Origin of the sequence: Exiguobacterium sp. PFWT01, from assembly GCF_018255795.1 — a bacterium.
Classification (GTDB): Bacteria; Bacillota; Bacilli; order Exiguobacteriales; family Exiguobacteriaceae; genus Exiguobacterium.
Genome location: NZ_CP073755.1, coordinates 1,163,368 through 1,187,495, shown reverse-complemented (window position 1 = coordinate 1,187,495; position 24,128 = coordinate 1,163,368). Strand labels below are relative to the sequence as shown.

General features: G+C 47.4%; 30 protein-coding genes. 3 read left to right on the top strand and 27 right to left on the bottom strand.

Annotation, left to right across the window (positions count from 1 at the left end; all coding sequences use genetic code 11):
- Positions 1 to 636: 636 nt before the first annotated feature.
- From spo0A to aroQ, 15 genes are all read right to left on the bottom strand, one after another.
- Entirely contained in the window at positions 637 to 1,368 is a 732-nt protein-coding gene (spo0A, locus tag KD909_RS06130) for a sporulation transcription factor Spo0A (RefSeq protein ID WP_074036711.1), read from the bottom strand.
- Positions 1,369 to 3,066 carry a DNA repair protein RecN gene (gene recN / locus KD909_RS06125; protein ID WP_211782679.1) on the bottom strand — a complete coding sequence of 566 codons (1,698 nt, stop codon included), beginning with the start codon at positions 3,064 to 3,066 and terminating at the stop codon, positions 1,369 to 1,371.
- Positions 3,067 to 3,079: 13 nt separating this feature from the next.
- Positions 3,080 to 3,529, bottom strand: coding sequence for a transcriptional regulator AhrC/ArgR (gene ahrC / locus KD909_RS06120; protein WP_012726567.1), 450 nt, complete (start codon positions 3,527 to 3,529; stop codon positions 3,080 to 3,082).
- Between the two features lie 155 nt (positions 3,530 to 3,684).
- Positions 3,685 to 4,500, bottom strand: a complete 816-nt coding sequence (locus tag KD909_RS06115) for a TlyA family RNA methyltransferase (protein ID WP_012726568.1) — start codon at positions 4,498 to 4,500, stop codon at positions 3,685 to 3,687.
- A gap of 6 nt (positions 4,501 to 4,506) precedes the next feature.
- Positions 4,507 to 6,399 (bottom strand): 1-deoxy-D-xylulose-5-phosphate synthase, encoded by a 1,893-nt coding sequence (dxs, locus tag KD909_RS06110; RefSeq protein WP_211782678.1) that lies wholly within the window; start codon positions 6,397 to 6,399, stop codon positions 4,507 to 4,509.
- Positions 6,400 to 6,522: 123 nt separating this feature from the next.
- Complete coding sequence (locus KD909_RS06105) at positions 6,523 to 7,401, bottom strand: polyprenyl synthetase family protein (RefSeq protein WP_211782677.1); 879 nt, start codon at positions 7,399 to 7,401, stop codon at positions 6,523 to 6,525.
- Positions 7,398 to 7,622 carry an exodeoxyribonuclease VII small subunit gene (xseB, locus tag KD909_RS06100; protein WP_012726571.1) on the bottom strand — a complete coding sequence of 75 codons (225 nt, stop codon included), beginning with the start codon at positions 7,620 to 7,622 and terminating at the stop codon, positions 7,398 to 7,400. Before xseB ends, KD909_RS06105 begins: the two co-directional genes overlap by 4 nt.
- Entirely contained in the window at positions 7,597 to 8,943 is a 1,347-nt protein-coding gene (gene xseA, locus KD909_RS06095; protein WP_211782676.1) for an exodeoxyribonuclease VII large subunit, read from the bottom strand. The genes xseB and xseA overlap by 26 nt, the downstream gene beginning before the upstream one ends.
- A complete protein-coding gene (folD, locus tag KD909_RS06090; protein WP_031423334.1) occupies positions 8,936 to 9,772 on the bottom strand; it encodes a bifunctional methylenetetrahydrofolate dehydrogenase/methenyltetrahydrofolate cyclohydrolase FolD in 837 nt (278 codons plus the stop codon). The genes xseA and folD overlap by 8 nt, the downstream gene beginning before the upstream one ends.
- A gap of 63 nt (positions 9,773 to 9,835) precedes the next feature.
- Positions 9,836 to 10,222: a transcription antitermination factor NusB gene (nusB, locus tag KD909_RS06085; RefSeq protein WP_012726574.1), complete on the bottom strand. Its 387-nt coding sequence runs from the start codon at positions 10,220 to 10,222 to the stop codon at positions 9,836 to 9,838.
- A 112-nt stretch (positions 10,223 to 10,334) separates the two neighbouring features.
- The gene (gene accC, locus KD909_RS06080; protein WP_012726575.1) at positions 10,335 to 11,678 is read right to left on the bottom strand and encodes an acetyl-CoA carboxylase biotin carboxylase subunit; all 1,344 of its coding nucleotides are present in this window, start codon (positions 11,676 to 11,678) and stop codon (positions 10,335 to 10,337) included.
- Positions 11,679 to 11,685: 7 nt separating this feature from the next.
- Entirely contained in the window at positions 11,686 to 12,135 is a 450-nt protein-coding gene (gene accB, locus KD909_RS06075) for an acetyl-CoA carboxylase biotin carboxyl carrier protein (RefSeq protein WP_012726576.1), read from the bottom strand.
- Positions 12,136 to 12,252: 117 nt separating this feature from the next.
- Positions 12,253 to 12,819 carry an elongation factor P gene (efp, locus tag KD909_RS06070; RefSeq protein WP_012726577.1) on the bottom strand — a complete coding sequence of 189 codons (567 nt, stop codon included), beginning with the start codon at positions 12,817 to 12,819 and terminating at the stop codon, positions 12,253 to 12,255.
- 29 nt (positions 12,820 to 12,848) lie between these two features.
- Positions 12,849 to 13,916: a M24 family metallopeptidase gene (locus KD909_RS06065; protein WP_211782867.1), complete on the bottom strand. Its 1,068-nt coding sequence runs from the start codon at positions 13,914 to 13,916 to the stop codon at positions 12,849 to 12,851.
- Complete coding sequence (gene aroQ, locus KD909_RS06060; RefSeq protein ID WP_211782675.1) at positions 13,912 to 14,349, bottom strand: type II 3-dehydroquinate dehydratase; 438 nt, start codon at positions 14,347 to 14,349, stop codon at positions 13,912 to 13,914. The genes KD909_RS06065 and aroQ overlap by 5 nt, the downstream gene beginning before the upstream one ends.
- A 141-nt stretch (positions 14,350 to 14,490) precedes the next feature.
- Between aroQ and KD909_RS06055 the strand changes: the two genes are divergently transcribed.
- Both KD909_RS06055 and KD909_RS06050 read left to right on the top strand, forming a co-directional pair.
- Complete coding sequence (locus KD909_RS06055) at positions 14,491 to 15,432, top strand: DUF1385 domain-containing protein (RefSeq protein ID WP_211782674.1); 942 nt, start codon at positions 14,491 to 14,493, stop codon at positions 15,430 to 15,432.
- A gap of 14 nt (positions 15,433 to 15,446) precedes the next feature.
- Positions 15,447 to 15,857 (top strand): SA1362 family protein, encoded by a 411-nt coding sequence (locus tag KD909_RS06050; RefSeq protein WP_012726581.1) that lies wholly within the window; start codon positions 15,447 to 15,449, stop codon positions 15,855 to 15,857.
- A 23-nt stretch (positions 15,858 to 15,880) separates the two neighbouring features.
- Here KD909_RS06050 and hpt read toward each other — a convergent pair whose 3' ends face one another.
- Together hpt and mntR are read right to left on the bottom strand one after the other, a co-directional pair.
- A complete protein-coding gene (gene hpt / locus KD909_RS06045; protein WP_211782673.1) occupies positions 15,881 to 16,408 on the bottom strand; it encodes a hypoxanthine phosphoribosyltransferase in 528 nt (175 codons plus the stop codon).
- A 174-nt stretch (positions 16,409 to 16,582) separates the two neighbouring features.
- Positions 16,583 to 17,011 (bottom strand): transcriptional regulator MntR, encoded by a 429-nt coding sequence (mntR, locus tag KD909_RS06040; RefSeq protein ID WP_012726583.1) that lies wholly within the window; start codon positions 17,009 to 17,011, stop codon positions 16,583 to 16,585.
- Between the two features lie 163 nt (positions 17,012 to 17,174).
- Here mntR and KD909_RS06035 point away from each other — a divergent pair, with 163 nt between their 5' ends.
- A complete protein-coding gene (locus KD909_RS06035) occupies positions 17,175 to 17,555 on the top strand; it encodes a rhodanese-like domain-containing protein (protein WP_012726584.1) in 381 nt (126 codons plus the stop codon).
- A gap of 40 nt (positions 17,556 to 17,595) precedes the next feature.
- Here the strand turns inward: KD909_RS06035 and gcvPB are convergent, their stop codons facing one another.
- From gcvPB to KD909_RS05985, 10 genes are all read right to left on the bottom strand, one after another.
- Complete coding sequence (gene gcvPB, locus KD909_RS06030; protein ID WP_211782672.1) at positions 17,596 to 19,071, bottom strand: aminomethyl-transferring glycine dehydrogenase subunit GcvPB; 1,476 nt, start codon at positions 19,069 to 19,071, stop codon at positions 17,596 to 17,598.
- Positions 19,071 to 20,408 carry an aminomethyl-transferring glycine dehydrogenase subunit GcvPA gene (gcvPA, locus tag KD909_RS06025; RefSeq protein WP_211782866.1) on the bottom strand — a complete coding sequence of 446 codons (1,338 nt, stop codon included), beginning with the start codon at positions 20,406 to 20,408 and terminating at the stop codon, positions 19,071 to 19,073. Before gcvPA ends, gcvPB begins: the two co-directional genes overlap by 1 nt.
- A gap of 25 nt (positions 20,409 to 20,433) precedes the next feature.
- Positions 20,434 to 21,510, bottom strand: a complete 1,077-nt coding sequence (gcvT, locus tag KD909_RS06020; RefSeq protein WP_211782671.1) for a glycine cleavage system aminomethyltransferase GcvT — start codon at positions 21,508 to 21,510, stop codon at positions 20,434 to 20,436.
- 148 nt (positions 21,511 to 21,658) lie between these two features.
- Positions 21,659 to 21,997 (bottom strand): hypothetical protein, encoded by a 339-nt coding sequence (locus KD909_RS06015; protein ID WP_012726588.1) that lies wholly within the window; start codon positions 21,995 to 21,997, stop codon positions 21,659 to 21,661.
- Positions 21,994 to 22,482: a shikimate kinase gene (locus KD909_RS06010; protein ID WP_211782670.1), complete on the bottom strand. Its 489-nt coding sequence runs from the start codon at positions 22,480 to 22,482 to the stop codon at positions 21,994 to 21,996. Before KD909_RS06010 ends, KD909_RS06015 begins: the two co-directional genes overlap by 4 nt.
- Positions 22,475 to 22,774, bottom strand: coding sequence for a hypothetical protein (locus KD909_RS06005; RefSeq protein ID WP_041917913.1), 300 nt, complete (start codon positions 22,772 to 22,774; stop codon positions 22,475 to 22,477). Before KD909_RS06005 ends, KD909_RS06010 begins: the two co-directional genes overlap by 8 nt.
- Positions 22,738 to 23,262, bottom strand: a complete 525-nt coding sequence (locus KD909_RS06000) for a prepilin-type N-terminal cleavage/methylation domain-containing protein (RefSeq protein ID WP_082131997.1) — start codon at positions 23,260 to 23,262, stop codon at positions 22,738 to 22,740. The genes KD909_RS06005 and KD909_RS06000 overlap by 37 nt, the downstream gene beginning before the upstream one ends.
- Positions 23,168 to 23,404 (bottom strand): hypothetical protein, encoded by a 237-nt coding sequence (locus KD909_RS05995; RefSeq protein WP_047795193.1) that lies wholly within the window; start codon positions 23,402 to 23,404, stop codon positions 23,168 to 23,170. The genes KD909_RS06000 and KD909_RS05995 overlap by 95 nt, the downstream gene beginning before the upstream one ends.
- Complete coding sequence (locus KD909_RS05990; RefSeq protein ID WP_249199105.1) at positions 23,391 to 23,798, bottom strand: prepilin-type cleavage/methylation domain-containing protein; 408 nt, start codon at positions 23,796 to 23,798, stop codon at positions 23,391 to 23,393. Before KD909_RS05990 ends, KD909_RS05995 begins: the two co-directional genes overlap by 14 nt.
- 20 nt (positions 23,799 to 23,818) lie before the next feature.
- Positions 23,819 to 24,121: a prepilin-type N-terminal cleavage/methylation domain-containing protein gene (locus KD909_RS05985; protein ID WP_031423311.1), complete on the bottom strand. Its 303-nt coding sequence runs from the start codon at positions 24,119 to 24,121 to the stop codon at positions 23,819 to 23,821.
- Between the last annotated feature and the right edge of the window lie 7 nt (positions 24,122 to 24,128).

Sequence of the window (24,128 nt, the reverse complement as noted above, 5' to 3'; positions counted from 1 at the left end):
ACTTGACTTCATTTCAAGTGCGGAACCTTTTATTCATATTGAATTGTGATCACTACGGATGATCTCCTTTCAAACTACGTTACTTACTTTGACATGAAATCCAACGTCTTCTTAATGAAGAAGTATGAAAGAACTTTAGTAACTGCCGTCTTGCGTGAACGGAATCTTACCATTCGAGTTACTAACTGATTTACTTATCGGATCATGTCGAACCATCCATCGTGAAGTCGAACGCTTGCCATAAACTGTTCAACGGTTGACAACACTCCTTTTGGTTAACTGAACGATTATTTTTTCCTATACCAACCCCTAGCTTCGAGTTGATAATAGAATCGCCTCGCGAATGAGCGACTGTCGCGACCTCACGTCGGGACATTAACGACTTGAGGTGTCGTTCCCACCTCTGAGCTATAATCGGATAGCGAACCGAGATGATTTTGGTTTCTTCAAACGTTGCTCCGGAACAAGTTTGAAAAGCGTTCATCTGACGCTTGTCCAAGTAACTTGGTACACCTTTATTATAACAAAGGTCCATCATTTTGCAAGCGCTTTCTTTCATAAAGTAAATAAATCTAAAAGTGATTGTTTCATCAAAAAAGACTAAGTCCCATCACGACTTAGTCTTCATGAAATGATTCAATTATTTTTAAACGATACGTAGGTGACAAAGTACGAGATGAACTCCGAGTTTTTCGGGCTTCGTTCACGCTCTGGTCGCCCTTCGAACATCTCATGATCACGCATGCCGTTCTCCCATGCCGTCTTGATTGCATGACGCATTGCTCGTTCTACACGAGAGGATGTCGTCTCATGCTCTTTTGCGACCATCGGGTACAATTCTTTCGTGATGAGTCCGAGTAAATCTTGCCGTTCTCGCACGTAGATGACGGCTTGACGAATATACTTGAACCCTTTGATGCGCGGAGAGATTCCGAGTTGCTGAAGCAGGAGTGAGATTTCAATTTCTTCTGGCGTCATTCCGTCAAATTCTCGATTTGTCCCTTCTGACAATTCACGAATTTTCGTTAATAACTGTTGGATATTGAACGGTTTGACGAGGAAATAAGAGGCCCCGAGTTGCACGGCCTGTTTCGTCACTTCATCTTTTCCAAACGCACTCAACATGATCACTTCCGGCTTGTCATCACCTAATTCTTCATTTAGGCGTTGCAATACTCCGATCCCATCCAAATGCGGCATGATAATATCGAGTAAGAGTACATCCGGTTGGTGTGTCTTGACGACATCCAAGCATGTTTCTCCATCGTGTGCCGTACCTACGACACGAAGATCAGGCTCGGATTCTAGTTGTCGGCTCAACAAATCGACGATTTCTCGATTGTCGTCCGCAATACATAATGTAATCACTTATGACACTCCTTTGATGAACTTCTGTTTTACTTGTTGTGACATCTCAAGTAATTCTTCGACGTGTTGCTTCGTCAAGTCTGTCATTTGAGCGCCAGCAATCATGCGACCCAATTCGTCGATTCGACTTTCACGGTCGAGGGACGTCACATTTGTTTTCGTCCGTTCATTCGTTTCGGTTTTCGTAATGTAAAGATGTTGGTCTGCCATCGCAGCAACTTGTGCCAAGTGCGTGATACAGAGGACTTGAGAGCCGACAGAAAGTCGGAAGATTTTTTCACCCATCGCCTGCGCGACACGTCCAGAGACTCCTGTGTCGACCTCGTCAAAAATAATGGAGGCCACGCCGACCGTTCTTGAAAAGATGGACTTGAGTGCGAGCATGACACGGGAAAGCTCCCCTCCTGAAGCGACTTTTGCGAGCGGCTTGAACGGTTCTCCAACGTTCGTCATCATGTAAAACTCCACATCATCTAAACCATCTTGTTTAAGCGATGTGGTTTTGAAACGGACCTCGAACGCTGTTTTTTCCATGTATAGTTCTTTCAGTTCTCGATGAATCGCATGCTGAAGCGACTCCGCAGCCACCTTACGCGCTGAAGAGAGTCTCATACCAGCATCTCTTGCAATCTGCTCTAATCGAATGAGCTCATCTGAGAGCGTCTGTAAATGCTCCTCCCGGTTCGTCATCGACTTCAATTCATCCGATACTTGTTCGCCATAGGTGATGACTTCTTCAATCGTCGTCCCATACTTTCGTTTCAGTTGCTGGAAAAGAGCCAATCTTGACTCGATCTCATCCAATCGAATCGGGTCGAATTCGAGCGAATCCAACTGGTCGCGCAGTTGGAACTTGGCATCTTCCAACAAATAATAAGCGTTAGAGATGGTTTCCGATACAGATGACAAAGACGATGAGAGCTGTGACGCTTCTTCCATCTCACGCATCGCCACTCCAATTTGATCGAGTCCATTTGACTCCTCGGCAACCGCCTCATAGGAGAGACGAATGTGTTGATGAATACGTTCAAAGTTGGCCAATTCATCTCGCTCTTCTGTCAACGCCTGTTCTTCACCAACTTTTAATTCAGCCGCTTCGATTTCTTTCGTTTGAAACGACAAAAGATCCATTCGTTGAGCAAGCTCCTGCTCACTTTGACTGAGACGCTTCAATTCATCTGCGACTTGTTTCCAGGCAGCATATGCTGTTTGATATTCCTCTACTAACGGACCGATTTCTTTTTCGGCGAAATGGTCTAATATACCAAGGTGAAATTCTGCATCCATTAAATGTTGATGTTCATGTTGACCGTGAATATCGACAAGGAGCCGCCCGAACTCCCGTAACGTCGAGAGCGGCATCATTTTTCCGTTCACACGGCAGACGCTCTTCCCGCTACTATGTAGGTCTCGACGTAAGATGACTGTCCCATCTTCAACATCGATGCCATATTGTTCGGCCGCTTCGATGACCGGGTGATCCGGTTCAATCATGAACAGACCTTCGATTTCAGCTTTATCTTGACCATATCGCACGAACTCACTTGAGCCACGTCCTCCAACAAGCAATCCAATCGCATCCAACAAGATCGATTTACCGGCACCTGTCTCACCCGTGAGCACAGTCATACCTCGATTAAACGGAATGTTTAATTCGTCAATAATCGCAAACTGTTTGATTGATAGTTCTGCTAACATACGTACGTTCACCTCATAACATTCCGAGTAGTCGATCGATGATTTGCTTCGCTTTCTCTTCGTCGCGTGCAATCATTAAAATCGTATCATCTCCACACACCGTCCCAATCAATTCATCCCATGATAGATGATCAATCAAGACGCCGATTGCATCAGCATTTCCCGGAAGCACTTTCATGACGACCAAATTTTGAGCAGAATCGACCGAGACGAAACTGTCACTAAGGATTCGCTTCATTTTACCGTATGGATTAAATCGTTGATCGGCAGGTAGACTATACTTATACCGTCCATCGTTCAATGGGACTTTGACCAGATGTAACTCTTTAATATCCCGAGACACGGTTGCCTGTGTGACCGGATACCCCGAGCGACGTAGCTCATCCACTAACTCATCTTGCGTCTCGATTTCTCGATTCGTCACGATGTCTCGAATTTTAATCAATCGCTGTCCTTTGTTCATAAGCGCTGACACCTCATTTTTCGTTTCACATACACATTATCATTCTAAAGTATTGTCGAAAAAAGGTCTAGCATTCCAGGTGGGATTTCCACCATTCCCCATCTAGTAGACGAGTAAAGGAAAAAGCTACAGACGACGAGGTCTGTAGCATCATTTTATCCCTTAAGTTTGGCATGGGCCGCGTTTACGACCTCTTCGACTTGTAGCGATGGCGAGACGCCACCTACTCCTGTGTACCGAGCGAAGAGAAGAAACTCGATGTTCCCATCCCCTCCAGTGATCGGAGAGTAATCCAAAGCTTCGACAAAGAAGCCTTCCGATGCGAAGTATCGGACCATATCGCTTGCGACTCGTTCATGGACGTTACGGTCCCGAACAATTCCTTTTTTCCCTACATCGGCCTTCCCTGCTTCAAATTGAGGTTTGACGAGCGCCATGACGACACCGTCTTGCTTCAAAATTTGTTTCAACGGTGGCACCATCAGACGAAGCGAGATAAAAGAGACGTCAATCGTTGCGAAATCTGGTTGAATCGGGAACTGATCGGCCGTCGCGTGGCGGAAGTTCATCCGCTCCATGACGACGACGCGATCATCGCTCCGTAGTTTCCAGGCAAGCTGATTATAGCCGACATCGACCGCGTACATTTGAGTCGCGCCGTTTTGAAGCGCACAGTCCGTGAACCCACCCGTCGATGAGCCGATGTCGATTCCGACTCGTCCAAAGACATCGAGCGGGAAGACGTCGAGCGCTTTCTCGAGTTTCAAGCCGCCACGTCCAACATAAGGAAGAACTTGACCCTTCACTTCGAGAGGGATATCATCAAACACTTTATCGCCCGCCTTGTCTAAACGTTCTGTCCCACTATAGACGAGACCGGCCATGACCGACCGTTTTGCCTTTTCCCGTGTTTCAGCAAGTCCACGTTCGACGAGCAATACATCTAATCTAGTTTTCTTTCTTTTTTCCATAATCCCTCACACATTCTGTCGATTTGTCTCCATGACGAACCGTTCAATCGATTCCGCCATTTGGGCTGGTCGAAGTCCAATCTCTTCTAGGAGCTGGTTGACACCGCCATGCTCGATATAACGATCCGGAATACCGAGACGTTGAATCCGCGGGAACGCTCCGGCTTCATTCGCGTGCTCGAGCACGCTACTTCCAAAGCCACCGGCGAGAGCAGCCTCTTCTAATGTCACGAGCGGAATCCCCTCTGCGTAAAGTGAAGTCAGCATCGCATCGTCGAGCGGCTTGATGGTACGACAGTTGATAACGCGCACACTGAGCTTCCCTTCCAATAGTGCTCGGACTTCGAGGGCGTCTTGCACTTGAGGACCGAACGTCAAGATGGCAACATCCGTCCCTTCTGCCTCAACTTCCCAATCATCGAGTGAAATTTCTTGAAGTGTCTCACTCATCGGCACACCGATTCCTTCACCGCGCGGGAAGCGAATCGCAATCGGTCCACCATCGTAACGAAGCGCAGAATAGACGAGTTGTTGTAATTCTTCTTCATCTTTCGCCATCAAGATTCGAATGTTTGGCACGTGACGCATGAAGGCGATATCGAACACACCTTGGTGCGTCTCTCCATCCGCTCCGACAAGTCCAGATCGGTCAATCGTGAACACGACGTTCAAGTTTTGACGACAAATGTCATGGACCAGTTGATCGTACGCGCGTTGGAAGAACGTCGAGTAAATCGAGACGATCGGTTTCAATCCTTGTGTCGCCTGACCACCAGCGAGGGTGACCGCATGTTGTTCGGCAATACCGACATCAAACATGCGTTCCGGGAATTTCTTCGTAAAGCAATCGAGTTTCGAACCGACACTCATCGCTGGTGTGATCAACGTCACCCGTTCGTCTGACTCCGCCACTTTTGTAATCGTCTCTGCGACGACTTTCGAATAGCTCGGTCCTTTCGGCTTCCCTTTGATGACTTCACCGGATTCAATTTTATAAGGTCCAAGGCCGTGCCACGTTCCGACACCGTCCAATTCAGCCGGACGATAACCTTTTCCTTTTTTCGTGATGACGTGGACGAGAACCGGACCGTCGATTTTCTTCGCGTACTCGAGCGTTTCGAGCAAATCTTTCAAATCGTGCCCATCTGTCGGACCAAAGTAAGTGAAGCCAAGTTCTTCAAAGAACGTTCCCGGGATAAGAGCAGATTTTAAGAGGTCCTTCACCCGTTCCCCGCTCCGTTCAAGTGAACTCCCGACGAGCGGGATGTGTTTGATGAGCGACTCCATTTCTTCACGAGCATGTTTCAGCTTGCGCGATGCCCGAATACGACCAAGCATATTATGCATCGCTCCAACGTTCGGCGCAATTGACATCTCGTTATCATTTAAAATGACAATCACGTTCTGTTTCTCGGCACCAATGTGATTGAGGGCTTCGAGTGCCATTCCCCCAGTCAATGCTCCGTCGCCGATGATCGCGATGGCACGATCGTTGGCGCGCCCTTTCAATTCGTTCGCAATCGCAATCCCCATGGCTGCCGAGAGGGAAGTCGAACTGTGACCTGTTTCCCACACATCATGCTCGCTCTCACAACGTTTCGGGAAACCACATAACCCATTGTATTGTCGGAGAGTATCAAACTGGTTCGTACGCCCTGTCAAAATTTTATGAACGTATGCTTGATGACCGACGTCCCATACGAGTTGGTCTTTCGGACTGTCAAATACACGGTGCAAGGCAAGCGTCAACTCTACAACTCCCAAGTTCGGCGCCAAATGCCCTCCCGTCACTGCCAATTTTTCAATCAAGAATCGTCTAATGTCTGAACCGAGCGATTCGAGCTCTGATACAGACATCCGTTTCAGGAACGACGGGTCTTGAATGGATGTCAAGTCCATAATGACCATCCTTTCTCCTCACATTTTACTGATTCGTACCTTACATTTTACAAGAATGTGACGGCATATGCCACACATTCCCCAAAACAAAGGTGACACGATGTGCTCATCGTGTCACCGAGGTCAATGATTTCGTTTCACTACAAATGATAGCATCTCAAGAAGCAACGGCGCTGGAACGGAAAGTGATTCGATTGCAGCGTGTGCCGCTTCCACTTCTTGGTCAAGAGCTTGCTTCGCTCCCTCTAAGCCGAGAAGCTTCGGATAAGTCGTCTTGTCATTCAACTCATCTGAGCCGACGCGTTTTCCGATCGTTTCTTCATCACCGACGACATCGAGAATATCGTCTTGAATCTGAAAAGCGATGCCGAGATGACGTCCGAACTGTTTGAGGTGCATGCGGTCTTCCGCGGAAGCGCCTGCCAAAATCGCACCGGCTTCAAGAGCATAGACGAGTAGCGCACCTGTCTTCCGTTCATGAATGGATTGAAGCTCTTCAAGTGTGACGTCGTTTCGTTTTTCAGCCAGCATATCATCCAACTGCCCACCAACCATGCCTGAGCTACCGGCCGCCAACCCGAAAATACGAATGATCTCGACGATATCTAGTGGAGAGAGTGGCATCTGTGTGAGAATACGGAATGCATCCGTCAACAAAGCGTCCCCTGCTAAAATAGCGGTCGCTTCATCAAACTGACGATGGTTGGTCGGACGCCCACGACGAAGGTCGTCATCATCCATGGCCGGCAAATCATCATGGATAAGTGAGTATGTATGTACCATCTCTAAACTCGCCGCCACTTCTCGTCCACGCTCGAGTGACATGCCATACGTTTCAAGGACGGCATAGACGAGAGCCGGACGAATGCGTTTCCCGCCAGCCTCTAAAGAATACGCCATTGCGTCTCGTAGACGTTTCGGCATCTCACTTGAATCAATGAGTTCCTGCATCGCCAGTTCGACGGCCCGTTTCCACTTGTTCAAGTCATCGGTGCGGTTCATGCGGATCCTCCTTTTTCACGAAGCGTCCCATCAAGCTCTAAAATTTCATCCATTTTCTTCTCGGCGGCAGAGAGTTTTGTCTGGCACAATGCAGACAAGCGGACACCTTCCTCATAAAGGGTCATCGCTTCCTCTAATGGGACATCACCGCTCTCGAGTTGCGCGACGATCTGTTCGAGGCGCTCAAGTGCTGCCTCAAATGTCTGTTCTTTCTTCGTCACCGACAATCCTCTCCTTCACCTCAGCGATCGCATGACCATCTCGAAAACGAATCGAGATATCACCGTCACGTAATTGTTTCACGTTCTGCACATAGGCCCCATCTTGTTCGATGAACGTATATCCACGTGACAAGACGGCGAGTGGACTGACTGCATGCAATCGTCCAACCTGTTGTGCAAATTGTAGCGTTGCTTGTTCTAATGGTCTCGTTCGACGGAGTCGCTCGACCATATGATTGACTTCTTCCCCTTGCTTGGACAACGTTTTTGAAAATCGCTTTACATCTAGCTGCTGTGACAACTGACGGAGCTGATGAGTGGCTTGGCTGAGATGTCGCCTCATCCCTTGCTCGAGACGGATTTCTGACTGGGCGAATCGTTCCCGCTTTTGAGAAATCGTGAACCTCGGCGATTTTAATCCATAACTATTGATCTTCCGTTCCACGCGGCTCCGTGACTCGTCCAACTGACTTCTGACAGCTTTGTGTAGATGGTTGTCTAAACGTTCTACATCTTTTCGCTGCGCATCAATCATCGCCGTAGCGAGTTCAGCCGCCGCTGTCGGAGTCGCAGCTCGAACATCGGCGACGAAATCAGAAAGCGTAAAGTCCGTCTCGTGACCGACCGCAGAAATGATGGGAATCGTGGACGCATAAATCGCCTCTACCACAACATCTTCATTGAAAGCCCAAAGCTCTTCGATGGAACCGCCACCGCGACCGACGATGAGTACATCACAATCGGTGCGTTCGTTCATCCAGCGAATGGCCGACGCGACTTGTGGTGCCGCCATCTCTCCCTGTACAGCTACAGGTGCGAACGTGATGGCCACATGTGGCGCACGACGACGAAGTGTGGTCGCGATATCGTGTAGCGCCGCCCCTTTTGGAGACGTCACGATCCCAACGCGCTCTGGAAACATCGGGAGCGGTTGCTTCCGCTCCTCATCGAACCAGCCTATTTCCTCTAGTTCACGCTTTCTCGCTTCATATCGCTCAAACAATAGACCGATTCCGTCTTGACGCATCAATTCGACGTACAGTTGTACATCTCCCGTCGCTTCATACATCGTCACCTTCGAGACGGCGATGACTTTCATTCCATCTTTCGGTTCGAATTGAAGTTGTTTGGCATCGCGAGAAAACATGACGGCTTTCATCCGTGACGCGTCATCTTTCAACGTGAAATAACAATGACCGGATGAATACCGTTTAAAATTTGAGATTTCACCGATGACCGCGACTTGTCGAAGCAATATATCATCATCAAGTTGTCGCTTCACATATCGAACAACTTCAGAAACCGGAAGTGGATTAGCCACGTGATGCAACCTCGACTGTATTATGCATGAGCATCGTGATGGTCATCGGACCGACACCACCCGGAACCGGGGTGATGGCACTTGCCTTTTCCTTAACAGCTTCATAGTCCACGTCACCGACTAGACGACCTTCGACCCGATTGACTCCGACATCGATGACAAGCGCGCCTGGTTTGACCATGTCTGCTGTGACTAGACCAGCACGACCGACCGCGACAATCAAAATATCCGCTTGTCGCGTCATCTCACCGAGGTCAGCTGTTTTCGAATGACAATACGTGACCGTTGCTGATTCATTCAAGAACAACATGCCTACCGGTTTACCGACGATTTGACTACGACCGACGACGACAACGTGCTTTCCGGCGATCTCGGTTTGTGTTTTTGCGAGATGTAAGATACCGTGCGGCGTGCACGGAAGTAACGTATCGAGACCGAGCATCATCTTACCGACATTCTCAGGATGAAAGCCATCGACGTCCTTTTCAGGGGAGATACGCATGATGACTCGTGATTCGTCGATGTGTTTTGGCAAAGGAAGTTGCACGAGAATCCCATGAACTTCCTCATCCGCATTCATCAAATCAATCAAGTCGAGCAATTCCTTCTCGCTAATCGTTTCATCAAAACGGAGGACTTGTGAATCGATTCCGATTTCTTCTGCCGCCCGTTCCTTCCCGCGTACATAGCTATGACTCGCTGGGTCATCCCCAATCAACACTACTTTTAATTTCGGTACGATGCCACGTGCGCGAAGTTCCGCCACACGCTCTTTTAACGTTTCTCGATATGATGCTGCCACTTGTTTCCCGTCGATCACTACTGCCATCTCTCTCATCCCCCGTTGTCTTTAGGTTTTTCTGTAGTTGGTCTGGTGTCTTATCTCTATTTTTTAGTCTTCTTTAATGATATTTCCGAGTACGCCATTCACGAGTTTACCGGCCTCTTCGTCTCCGAACGATTTCGCGAGTTCGACCGCCTCGTTAATAGTGACGTTCTCTGGAATCGTCTCGACGTATAACAATTCGAATGTTGCCATTCGAAGAATCGTACGCTCGACGTTTCCTAGGCGATCCAAGCGCCAGTTTTTCAAATTTTCAACTAGTAATGCGTCGATATCTTCAATATGTTCTAGCGTCCCTGTGACGAGTTGTTCGTAAAACGGATCAGACTCTTCTCCATCCAATGCGAACTCGATTGCTTCGTCCACCTCTAATTTAGATACTTCGATTTGAAAAAGCGTTTGAATCGCTTTCTCTCGTGCTTCATGACGTTTCATTCAGTTACTCTCCTTTTACATGCTTTCATTGTGATAGTTTAGCATAAAGCACTCATAAATTCAGTACAAAAAACCAGGAAACCGAAATAATGTTCGGGCTTCCTGGTTCATGTTATTTTGCCAATGACATTTCTTTTTCAACGAATTTCGTATCGAACGTCCCGATGCGGAACTGCTCATGTGCCATGACTTGTTGATGGAATGGAATCGTCGTTTTAATCCCCGAAACCGTAAACTCATCTAAAGCACGCAACATTTTCAGAATGGCCTCATCACGCGTTGGCGCATGGACAATCAATTTCGCAACCATCGAGTCATAGAACGGCGGAATCATCGCTCCTGCATAGAGTCCACTATCGACACGGACACCCATACCACCTGGAACAATATATTGGTCAATCTTCCCTGCCATCGGACGGAAGTCCATAAATGGGTCTTCTGCGTTGATTCGACACTCGATGGAATGTCCTGAGAACGTAATGTCCTCTTGTGAGATGGCAAGCGGATGTCCGAGCGCCACTTCAAGCTGCGCTTGAACGAGATCGAATCCTGTGATCATCTCGGTGACGGGATGCTCGACTTGGATCCGGGTATTCATCTCCATGAAATAAAACTCGTTTGATTCTGGAACGTAAATGAACTCGATTGTTCCCGCTCCCGAGTACTGAATGGCTTTTGCCGCTTTGACGGCCGCATCCCCCATCAATTGACGTGTCGTTTCATCAATCGCAGGTGATGGCGCCTCTTCGACTAGTTTCTGCATGCGTCGTTGGATCGTACAATCACGTTCACCTAAGTGAATGACATTGCCGAATTGATCAGCGAGAACCTGCACTTCGACATGACGGAACGACTCGATGAACTTCTCAAGATACACGTCACCATTCCCAAACGCCTGCTTCGCTTCTTTACGTGTCGCGACCAACCCTGAAACGAGTTCATCCTCGTCTCGAGCGACGCGAATGCCACGTCCTCCACCACCGGCTGTCGCCTTGATGATGACCGGATAGCCCATCTCACGTGCGAGTTCCATCGCTTCTTCGTCGGTGACGACCCCACTTGAACCCGGAACGACAGGAACCCCTGACTCGATCATCGTTCGTTTGGCCTCATCCTTGATTCCCATTTTGCGAATCGCATAGCTGCTCGGGCCGACAAATTGAATCCCGCACGCCTCGCACATCTCGGCGAATTCGGCATTTTCAGCCAAAAAGCCGTAACCCGGGTGTACCATCGTCGCATCCACGGCGCAGGCGACTGATAAGATATTTGGGATATTCAAATAGGAGTCCTTCGACGGATTCGGACCGATGCAATAGGCCTCGTCAGCCAAATGAACATGTAACGCTTCACGATCTGCCTCAGAAAAGACAGCGACCGTCGGAATATTCAATTCTTTTGCTGCACGTATGATTCGAACCGCGATTTCCCCGCGGTTAGCAATTAATAATTTCATAACGACCTCACTTCACGCTGAAGAGCGGTTGACCGAATTCGACGAGATCGCCATCGGCGACTAACACTTCTACGATTTCGCCACTGATTTCCGCTTCAACATCGTTAAACAGTTTCATCGCCTCTAGAATACAAACGATTTGTCCTGACTCGACACGGTCGCCGACGTTCACGAACGCTTCTTTATCCGGGGCCGGACGTGAATAGAACGTTCCGACCATCGGCGAGGTGATTGTACGATAAGACGCCTTTTCTTGCGTCGGTTCTTCTGTTTGTTCATTCACTTGAGGAGCAGGCGCAGGCGGTGCGAATGCTTGTGTCTGCATGATCGGCGCGCTCACTGTTTGTTGCGCTTCTTTCTTTAATGACAGTTTGAAATCAGATGTTTCAAGCTCCATTTCATGGACTGATGATTGGTCCAATAATTGAATAAGCTCTTTAATTTGATCGATTTGCATCTTTCTTACCCCCTGTTTATACCTGGTACTAATCTCTCCTTCACTATAACTGGTCAGACCAATGAATGCAACGAGAAAAAAAGAGCGCCCATTCATTCGAATGAGCACTCGTAAGGATTAACCGTTATAACGACCCATGAACTCTCCAGTACGTGTATCGACTGTCACTTTTTCACCTGGTTCGATGAAAAGTGGCACTTGAATGACGTGTCCTGTTTCCACTGTCGCGTTTTTCTTCACGTTCGAGGCCGTGTCACCTTTTACGCCTGGGTCTGCTTCGACGATTGTTAAAACAACACTCGTTGGAAGCTCGATTCCAAGAATCTCCCCTTCGTAGTCCGCGATGCTGACTTCCATGTTCTCAAGCAAATATGGAAGTGCTGATTTGACTTGAGCGCTTGTCAATTCAAGTTGCTCGTATGATTCATTGTCCATGAAGACATAGGTGTCGCCCATTGGATAGAGATATTGCATGCGTTTACGCTCGATGTGTGCGCGTTCGATTTTTTCTCCACCACGGAACGTCGTTTCTTGGATTGCCCCGTTACGCAAGTTACGCATTTTCGTACGAACGAATGCCGCGCCTTTACCCGGTTTTACGTGTTGGAACTCGATGACTTGCCAAATCGAACCGTCAGACGTTTTAACCGTCAATCCTGTTTTTAAATCGTTAACTGATACCATGTTGATTTCCTCCTAAATTCAGATGAGACTTATGCCTCGATCGTAATTAACTCTTTTGGCGACTGTGTCAGACGGTAGCATCCGTCTTCTGTGATGACGACATCGTCTTCAATTCGGCAACCACCGACGCCATTGATGTAAATACCCGGCTCGATCGTCACGACCATACCAGGCTCAAGCACCGTGTCCGAACGGAACGATAATCCTGGGGCCTCATGCACTTCCATTCCGAGACCATGTCCTGTCGAGTGGCCGAAGTACTCGCCATATCCAGCTTCTTTAATAATATCGCGTGTCAACGCATCAGCCTCAATGCCAGTGATTCCGGCTCGTGTGCCTTCTACGCCAGCAAGTTGAGCACGGAGTACCGTATCGTAGATTTGACGCAACTCATCCGAAATCGGACCGATTGCAAGCGTACGCGTGATATCTGAGCAGTACCCTTTATAGTAAGCCCCGAAATCAAGCGTAACCAATTCTCCAGCTTCGATGACTTTATCGCTTGCCACACCGTGCGGTAGCGCCGAACGGAGACCCGAGGCGACAATCATGTCGAACGATGACGAGTCGGCACCTTTTGAACGCATGAACATTTCGAGTTCGTTCGCGACTTCTCTTTCGGTACGACCAGGACGGATGAACGTCTGGATATGGGCGTACGCCGCATCAGCGATTGCCGCAGCTTCCTTCATAATCTTAATCTCTGATTCATCCTTAATCAAGCGCAGTTTTTCTACGATTCCAGACGTTTCAATAAGTTGAGCGTCCACTTCTTTTTCATAGGCACGATATTGCCCCACTGTCATCGCATCCTGCTCAATGCCAAGGCGCTTGATGGATTCACGTGACACGACATCTGCTACCGACTTGATGAGTGACGTATCAAGTTCGATGATGTCATACCCTTTCACTTGATCGTTCGCCTGTTCCGTGTAACGGAAGTCCGTGATAAAACTTGCCGAATTCGACGTGATGACGATGACACCGCTCGATCCTGTGAAACCAGATAAGTAGCGGATATTCTCACGTTTTGTGACGAGCAACGCATCAATTTTGTTTTCTTCTAACTGTGCTTGCAGTTTGTTTACGCGTTCAATCATGTCGATTCCTCCAATGTTCGATTAGTGCATGCATCGCTAACGTATAGCTCGTGAGTCCAAAACCGGTAATGACACCGATACAGACGGCAGCAAGTTTTGACTCATGCCGAAAGGTCTCGCGTGCATGCACGTTCGAGATATGTACTTCAACGACCGGGGCAGCGATAGCGGATATGGCATCCCGGATCGCAATCGATGTATGCGTATAGGCACCCGCATTCAATATGACACCCTCATAATCAAAAGCGTCATGTAGCGCATCAATTAAATCTCCCTCATGATTCGATTGTTTAAAGGTGAGTTCAACGTCTTCTGGAGCGCGCAGCATCAGTTCTGCCGCCAATCCTTTCAACGACACCTCGCCATATACATCCGGTTCACGACGACCCAGTAGATTTAAATTCGGTCCATTTAAAACTAAAATCCGCAACCTTCTTCCCCCTCGTTCGTCAAGTCTTATCTATTGTAACAAATTTATCGAAAGAACGTGAATCGAGCCTTCTGCCCTTTCGTTTTTTTTACAAATCACGGTATAATTCAAGTACAACATTTGAAGAATCGAGGAAAGTGAATGAATTCTAAACCAACCATCCCAGTCGGGGGACAGGCGCTTGTGGAAGGTGTCATGTTTCAAGGCCGCTCTGAAAGCGCATCTGCCATCCGGCGAAAAGATGGCTCGATCGAAACATTCGAGCAAGCGCGCATTCTTGTCCCTTGGGTCCAATCGTTAAAAAAAGTACCGTTCTTGAGAGGGATTATCGCGCTTTACGAATCGTTAAAGAACGGTTCTGCACATATGAACTTTGCGAGCGATCGATATGATGTCGACCCGAGTGAAGATACGAATACGAGCGAAGACCAAAAACAGAGCATATGGATGATTGCCTTCATCGCAATCGTCGGTGTCATCTCATACGTGTTTGGTAAATTGATTTTCAATGTGACGCCTGCACTGCTCGCGGCTATGTTTCAAGACGTGCCTTTATTTTCCGGACATGTGATTCAAAACCTCCTTGAAGGGGGAATAAAATTAGTATTGTTACTCAGCTACCTCTACTTGATATCATTGACGCCACTCATTAAGCGCGTCTTCCAATATCACGGCGCTGAGCATAAAGTCATCAATTGCTATGAGTCCGGGCGTCCGGTCACGGTTGAACAAGTACGCCAAAGCTCGCGATTGCATTATCGTTGTGGCTCGAGCTTCATTTTATTCACCGTCTTCGTCGGGATTGGCGTTTATATGATTGTGCCAATCGACCCGCTCTGGTTGCGACTCGTCAGCCGAATCGCGCTATTGCCGGTCGTCATCGGAATCTCATTTGAAGTCCTTCAGTTTACCAATCGTTTCCGCGACCATCGCTTTCTGTCATTCCTCGGCAAACCGGGCCTCTCGCTCCAATTATTGACGACACGAGAGCCAAATGATGAGCAGATTCAAGTCGCGATTGAAGCATTTGAGACATGGGAACGAAAAGAGTTAGGAGAATCGGTCATTCATAGAGAGGGATAAGAGGAGGAAGCACCATGATCAGACAAAGAGTCGGTTCGATCGCTGCAACAATCGTGTTTATCCTTGGCTTCATCGGGGTCGGGCATATGCTTGCCACCGATCCGGGTCGCCTGTTTAGACAATTGTTGTTCATCGGGATATTCGGGTTAGTCTTTTATGTGATCTATCGCGTCTTCATGGCACCACGTATGTCTGCAGAAGATGCACGCTATCGTAAAACCGCGCAAGCCTCAAAAAAACGAATGCAGGGAAGTCGTGGTCCTCAAGTCAAACCTTCCGCTTCCGCTAAAAACCGGAAAGCGAAGAAACCTGGTTCGAACGTCACCAAGTTATCTAAACGTTCAACCGTACATCGTAGCAATCCTCCACACTTAACAGTGATTGAAGGAAAAAAAGGCAAGAAGAAAAAGAAAGCAAACATGTAAAAGGAGCGCCGCGGCGCTCCTTTTTATGTCGTCTCTACATATCCGATATACGGAAGATTCCGATATTGCTCCGCATAATCGATTCCATATCCGATGACAAACTCATCAGGAATTTCGAACCCGACATAGTCTGCGTCCAATTGAACGAGTCGTCGCGCCGGCTTGTCGAGAAGCGTACAAATTTTCAACTGCTTCGGTTGATGGAGCTCCATATGTTTACACAAGAATTTCAACGTCTGTCCCGTGTCGATGATGTCCTCGATAATGACGACATACTTTCCTTCCACATCTAAATCCAAGTCCTTCCGAAGCTGCACACTCCCACTCGAGACCGTCTTTTTCCCGTAAGAAGACGTCGCGACCGTATCGAGCTGAATGCTACCTTTCATATATCGCATCAAGTCTGCCGCAAAGACCATCGAGCCTTTTAACACGGCGACGATCACGATCGGTGTTCCCTCTGCATCGTTCTCAATTTCTTCAGCCAACTCTTTCACACGTGTTTGAATCTGCTGTTCATCAAACAGTTTTCCTTTGATTTGAATCTCCATTTATCCGGCGAATGTTCGCCGTCACCCCCAATCTATTCAATCCACGATTCATCTTAACATAATGACGACTAAAAAATATACATTCTACAATAAATATGAATGATTCGTTCGTATTTTAGCGATGATGAACCAAATAAAAAGCGCCAATCGAGTTCGATTGTCGCTTTTCACATATTATTCCTCTGAAGCTCGCTCTTGTTCCCGAAATTCTCTAAATTGATCCATGAGCTCAGGCTTATCTTCAAAAAATTCCACGAACTGTGTCATACAGTCAAGTGTGTTCGAGCTGAGATGGTGTTCGATTCCCTCGACATCCTCGTACACATCTGCTTCATCCACTCCGATTAGACGTAAAAAAGACTCGAGCATCGCATGACGCTCGACCAATCGCTTCCCTACTTTTTGACCTTTTTTTGTAAGCATGAGACCACGATATTTTTCATACACCAGATATTCTTCACGGTCCAGCTTTTGAACCATTTTGGTGACAGAGGAGGGATGGACCCCTAAATGTTCCGCAATATCAGATACACGCGCATAGCCTTTCTCTGACATCAACAAATAAATACGTTCTAAATAATCTTCCATACTCGGTGTCGGCATGGGCACGACCTCCCCTTATGTTCCGGTTTCCATTCTTTATTTTATCCTAACTAGAGTGAAATCGAAAGGGAAAGCCCCGATTGATTGAGTCAATCATTGTCTCATGACCTTAAATTCATTATAATGAGATATGGTAACTTTGAAAGAGAAGGGAAGAACATCTATGGGACTCGAAACAATCCTCGTCATCCTCCTATGGGTTGCCTTGATCGCCTACATCGTATGGCGTTTCATGCCAGCTCGCGGGTTGAAAAAAATGAAACAAGAAGAATTCCGCGCCTCACTCCGTAAAGGTCAGTTGATTGACGTGCGTGAACCGAACGAATACAAAGGTGGACATATCGTTGGTGCTCGGAATATCCCGGTCGGCCAAATGAAACTACGCATGAAAGAACTGCGCAAAGATCAGCCGATTTTGATTTACTGCCAAGGTAGTTCACGTTCAAACCAGGCGGCTAAACTCCTGATGAAGAACGGATACAACAACATCTACATGCTCGAAGGCGGCTTCAAGAACTGGAAGGGTAAGATTAAAAAAGCATAAAAAACGGGCGGGTCGATTCAATCATCGACTCGCCCATTTTTCATTTTACAGATGACGCCTCACGACGCTCATACTTTAAGACCGGTTTACGGGCAGCGAGTGTCTCGTCCATCCGTTTGACGACCGTCGTATGAGGAGCCGTCTGAACGATTTCCGGATTCTCTTCCGCCTCTTTCGCAATCTGGAGCATCGCATCACAGAACGCATCAAGTGTTTCTTTTGATTCTGTCTCTGTTGGTTCCACCATGATACATTCCTCGACATTTAACGGGAAATAGATTGTCGGTGGGTGGTAACCGAAGTCAAGAAGACGTTTAGCGATGTCGAGAGTACGAACACCAAGGGCTTTTTGACGTTTCCCTGACAAGACAAACTCATGTTTGCAATACGTATCATATGGCACGTCGAACGCATCTTTTAGTCGCGCGAACATATAGTTTGCGTTGAGGACCGCTTCACGTGATACCCGCGTCAATCCTTCTGCGCCCATCGTCTTGATATAGCTGTAAGCTCGGACGTTGATCCCGAAGTTTCCATAGAATGGTTTGATTCGACCGATTGAATGTGGACGGTCGTAATCGAGACCATATCCATCATCTGTCTTCGTCACGATCGGAGTCGGTAGGAATGGGATCAAGTCACGTTTTACCCCGACTGGACCTGAACCTGGACCTCCACCGCCGTGAGGACCCGTGAACGTCTTATGCAGGTTCAAGTGAACGACGTCAAAGCCCATATCCCCCGGACGTGCGATCCCGAGAATCGCGTTTGAGTTCGCGCCATCATAATAAAGCTTCCCGCCAGCTTCATGAACGACTTTTGAGATTTCAAGGATATCCGCTTCGAATAGTCCAAGCGTATTCGGGTTTGTCAGCATGAGCGCAGCTGTATCCGCTCCAACTTTTGCCTTCAAATCATCCAAATCGACGAGACCGCGCTCATCCGACTTGACGGTTACCGTCTCGAATCCAGCTACGACTGCGGACGCCGGGTTCGTTCCGTGCGCCGAGTCTGGAACGAGTACTTTCGTACGAGCCGTATCCCCATTACGTTCATGGAACGCTTTGATCAACATGAGTCCCGTCCATTCCCCATGCGCCCCTGCCGCTGGTTGGAGTGTGACTTCGTCCATTCCTGTAATTTCAGCGAGTTGCTCCTGTAAGTCCACCATGAGTTCGAGCGCACCTTGAATCGTCTCAACCGGTTGCAATGGGTGAATATGTGCAAAGCCAGGAAGACGAGCCATATCTTCGTTCACTTTCGGATTATATTTCATCGTACACGAACCGAGCGGATAGAAGCCTGAATCGACCCCATGGTTTCGTGTAGATAGAGACGTGTAATGGCGAACGACATCGAGTTCAGATACTTCAGGAAGTTCCGCCGCCTCTTTTCGAATCATCATAGCCGGTAACAACGTCTCAAGGTCAACCTCTGGGACAGTCGGTGTCGGCAAATTATATCCAGTCCGTCCTTCACGTGATACTTCAAAAATTAGCGTTTGCTCGTGTTGCATTATTTCATCCCCCCAACCACTTCGACAAACTGATCAATCTCTTCTTTCGTGCGCAATTCCGTCGCGCAAATCAACATCTGTGTCTGACGCTCCCCTTCATACGTACCAAGCGGTAGACCACCGATTATGCCATGCTCGAGTAGATGGCGCGATACTTCTTCTGCATCACGTCCAAAATCCACCGCAAACTCATTGAACATCGGTCCTTCGTCCACGATGTTGAATCCTGCAGCTTTTAACGCTTCTTTCATATAATGAGCGGTTTGAATATTCCGAACGGCCATATCACGAATTCCGTATTTTCCTAAAGCGGACATCGTGATCGAAGCAGCCAATGCGTTAAGCGCTTGGTTCGAACAGATATTGGATGTCGCTTTATCACGACGAATGTGCTGTTCACGCGCCTGGAGCGTCAACACGAATCCGCGTTTGCCGTCCTCATCGACCGTTTGACCAACAAGTCGTCCCGGTAGTTTACGCATCAAAGATTTTTTGACCGCGAAATATCCACATGACGGTCCACCAAAACTTTGCGGAATACCGAATGGCTGTGCATCTCCGACCGTGATGTCCGCACCGAGAGCTCCTGGTGACTCAAGAATTCCGAGGGCGAGCGGGTTGCTCGAAACGACGAAGAGCGCACCCGCTTCATGAGCCAATTCTGCCAATGTTTCTAAGTCTTCAATACGACCGTAGAAGTTTGGATATTGTACGACAAGACACGACGCATCCGTCAAATCAAGGTCTGACACGTCCGTCACCCCGTTCACCACATCTGTGTAGTCAACGGATAGCCCCGGTCCGTCAGCATACGTACGGATTACGTCCTTCGCTTCAGGATGCACTGCACCAGAGACGACGACACGTTTTTTCTTCGTCTGTGCGCTCGCTAGGTAAGTCGCCTCAGCGAGAGCCGTGATTCCGTCGTACATCGAAGAGTTCGCGACGTCCATCCCTGTCAATTCACAAATCATTGTTTGGAATTCGAACATCGCCTGAAGTTCACCTTGTGAAATCTCAGGTTGATATGGCGTATACGCCGTATAGAATTCAGAACGCAAAAGCATATGGTTCATCACACTTGGCGAAAGATGATCGTACATCCCTGCTCCAAGGAAGCTCGGGTATGATTTCGTATGTTTGTTTTTATCAGCCAACTTTGTCATATGACGAACGAGATCGACTTCCGGAAGCGGAGCCCCAATCGCCGCCAATGATGCTTGTTCGCGAAGTGTTTCTGGAATATCTGAAAGAAGCGCTTCGATTGAATCGACGCCGATTGTCTCTAACATGTCTCGTTCATCTTGCTCGGTCATCGGTAAATAACGAAATTCCATTCTGTTCATTCTGAATCCCCCTGTTTCATTTCGTTCGTTTATAGAAAGGTGTCGGTACGCGTTCGGCTTCAATCTTTTTACCACGGATGTCGATGACAAAACGATCTTCATCTTTGTAACGTGCATCGACTCGTGCCCATGCGATTGATTCATTTACAGTCGGAGGCATCGTACCGGTCGTGACAACGCCGATTACATTCCCATCCAATTCAACTTGCGCCCCTTGGCGGGCAATCCCACGACCGAGCAATTTCAATCCAATCAATCGATTCGGAATATTCTCTTTTTGAGTGACGAGTGCTTTCTTACCAACAAAATCAGTATCTAGCTTAACTGCAAAATTGAGATTCGCTTCGAATGGCGTGACCGACTCATCCAACTCATGACCGTAAAGCGGCAAGCACGCTTCGAAACGTAATGTATCGCGTGCGCCCAGCCCACATGGGGTAACACCCTCGGTTTCAAGCGCTTCCCAAATGGCAGAAATCGCTTCGGATCGAGCATAAATCTCGAAACCATCTTCCCCAGTATACCCACTTCTAGAGATGATCGATGGTACACCCGCCACGTCCCCATTCATGAATTTGAAGAACCCGATTTCGTCGAGTGCCACATTTGTGATAGTTTGAAGTACGGATTGTGCATTCGGTCCTTGAATCGCAATCTGACCATATTCATCAGATTCATTTGTCACAACCACGTCACCCTTAACGTATCGACGAATGTGGGCTTCGTCCTTTTCAATATTTGAAGCATTGACGACGAGCCAATAAGCGTCCTCATCTAATCGATAGACAAGCAAATCGTCCACCACACCGCCGTCTTCAAGACAGAGAAGGTTATACTGGGCTTGACCAACTTTAATCTTCGAGATATCATTCGTCACCAAGTTTTGAACTTGCTCAAGCGCATCCGGCCCTTCGATTCGAATTTCTCCCATGTGAGATACATCAAACATCCCCACGTTTTGACGTACAGCCAAATGCTCTTCTTTAATCGAAGAGAACATAATCGGCATTTCAAATCCCGCAAAATCAACCATCTTCGCCTTCGGTTCAATCAAATCGAACAAAGGCGTACGTTTCAAAGTAACCTTTTCCATAATATCCCCCAATCCCGAACATAAAATGCTTTTGTTTTTGAAATCTTTCGTTTTCCATTCCACTTTAACAATTTTTATTCCTTCTGCATAGGTAAAAAAGCGAAAAAGAAAAAGGATGAAAAACGAAAACGTTTTCATCCTCATTATTTCATATTTTCGACTCGGTGGAAACGTCAGAACGTTCAATTCCCGCTGTCCGTTTGATTTCATGAGTTAGCTCAACGGCGGCTTGCTTTAATTCAATCGATTCATTCTTCGCATTGACTCCGAACTCTTTTATTTGAGTAACGGATCGATTAACCGCATCCACGTGTCCTTTGATTTCATTGACCTGTTGACCAATCACATCCGCCCGAATTTTAAAACGTTCCGTCAGACGATTCAAACGACCAAATTCTGGTTTCATTTTGTTTTTGAACAAGAGATAACCATATATCCCAAGTCCGATTAATGAAAATACGATGATGGCAAAATTAATCCAAATCATACTTTTTCCCCCTTTATACGGATGATTTGCTTGGCGATGTCTTCAGGCGATTGAGATGCATCGATGGATACACTCGCTTTTCGATATAATTGATCACGTCGTTGAAACAACGCATGAACATCCTCCCGTCCTCTTTTAACAAGTGGCCGCGCAGAATCTTTGATTCGTTCCCAACACATGTCGAACGGAAGATTTAAATGGATCATCGTACCACGTTCTCGCATCCAACATATATTTTCAGAGCGTTCCACCACTCCGCCACCGGTCAGGATATAGTCAGCAGTGACTTGTTGCAGTACTTTTGACTCAACATCACGAAACGCAGACTCACCATAGCGGTCAAAATATGTAGCGATCTCCATCCCAGTCATGGACTCAATGACTAAATCAAGATCGATGACCTCCCCATATTCTCTCAGAAACGAGAATAAGGTAGATTTACCTGTACCCATAAACCCCACGATATAAAACGGGTTATCATTCATAAACAATCACCTCTTTATGCCGTTCACCGGATGTTAGCACGATATTCACTTCAGTACGATTCGGTGCAATCGGACGACACGTCAGAGTTCCCGTTGGTTTATGCAGCGTTAACGGTCGATCACCGCAACGCTCTTTCGCCAATAAGAGATGCGATTCGAAGCGAATCGCTAAGATTTCCTCTGACAGTCGCCTCGTCGTTCGTTCCACATCAGTATACCAAAATAACGCGGCCCCGAGTAACCAAACAACGATGGTCAAGGTGATGACGAGAAAGAATCCTGTTTCATGCACATGACGTGCCGCTCTCTTCTGAACGATGAATCGGTCCATGCGATTCGAAAACCCTTTCCGACCGTTTCGACATGATACTGCTCGATTCCTCTTAAAAAGAGTAAGTTTCCTCCTCCATCTCCGACCATGACCAAATTGCCATTTACTTGTTTGATTGTCCATGACCACCGCTCCTCATCCGATTTGACGAAATCACCTCGTAACCGCCCTTCGTCAACACGACAGTTCTCGCTATCCATCAGACGGCGCACAATCAGTTGAGGCGTCGTATGATGATTCCATTTAGGCTGTTCATAAAGATGTTGACCGAGCGTGAGCAGTTCAACCAAAAGGAAAAGAAATATGGGAAGGATCAGCAAAACGACCGTCATTTCAATCATCGTAAACCCATTTTCATAATGTCGGTAAACAAAATCCTTTCTCACACACTTGCTCACGCCCTGTTGGTTCAGTGGCTTCAAGCAGAACCTCTCCTTGTAATCGTTCATAGATGAAGAGCGTGTCACTCAACCGTTGGATTCGTTCGTTCCCTTGCACGACAAAGGATGCCAGTATGAAAATCCATCCCATGATGACCGCAAGACTGACAGTCAGCTCCCATAACGAGAAACCCGATTCATCTACTTTCACGAGTAATCACCTCCGGCTCATACGTCCCGATTCGAAATTTGAGCGTCACCGATGTCTTTCCACTGACGAATTTCCATTGTCCCGCATAAGAGGCGGTCGCTTGTGAAAAGGTCAACGTGTTGTACGTCGGAAGATATACATCCACCCCATCAGGAACATCAACCTCCCTGACGATCTCTCTCCCACACACAATCAGATAAGTTTGTTGTTTCGAAATCCAAATCAATCGCGGCACACAATCTCCCTCTTCTGAAATATAGGGAAATTGCCCAGCTTCTTGAATATTCGCTACCAATGAATCCGAAAAATTGTAGAGTTCCATTCGTTCGAACGGTCTCGTAATCGGTGCACTCATCAATACTAAGAACGACAATACGAGAAGTACCCATGTCATTTCGACCAAGGTGTAGCCTTTCATTGTTTTTTTAAGGAGCCATCAGTCGGAGAATACGTATAGGTCGAGGATTGACAGCTATAAACGAGTGGATCTGCAGCCGATGCACGCTTAATCACTTCTAACGTTTCAGGATAGGCTTTATGTTCCGCGTAGTGCAAATTGATTTCAGATTCAACGATTCGAACGCTACCTTCGCAACTCACTTGGTCAGCACGAGATTTCCCGTCCGACAAAGAAGGGACAAGTAACAGAAGAAGAACTGATATAATGAGTAATACTGCCGCCATCTCAACTAATGTGAACCCACGCTCTTCCTTCATTTCATCT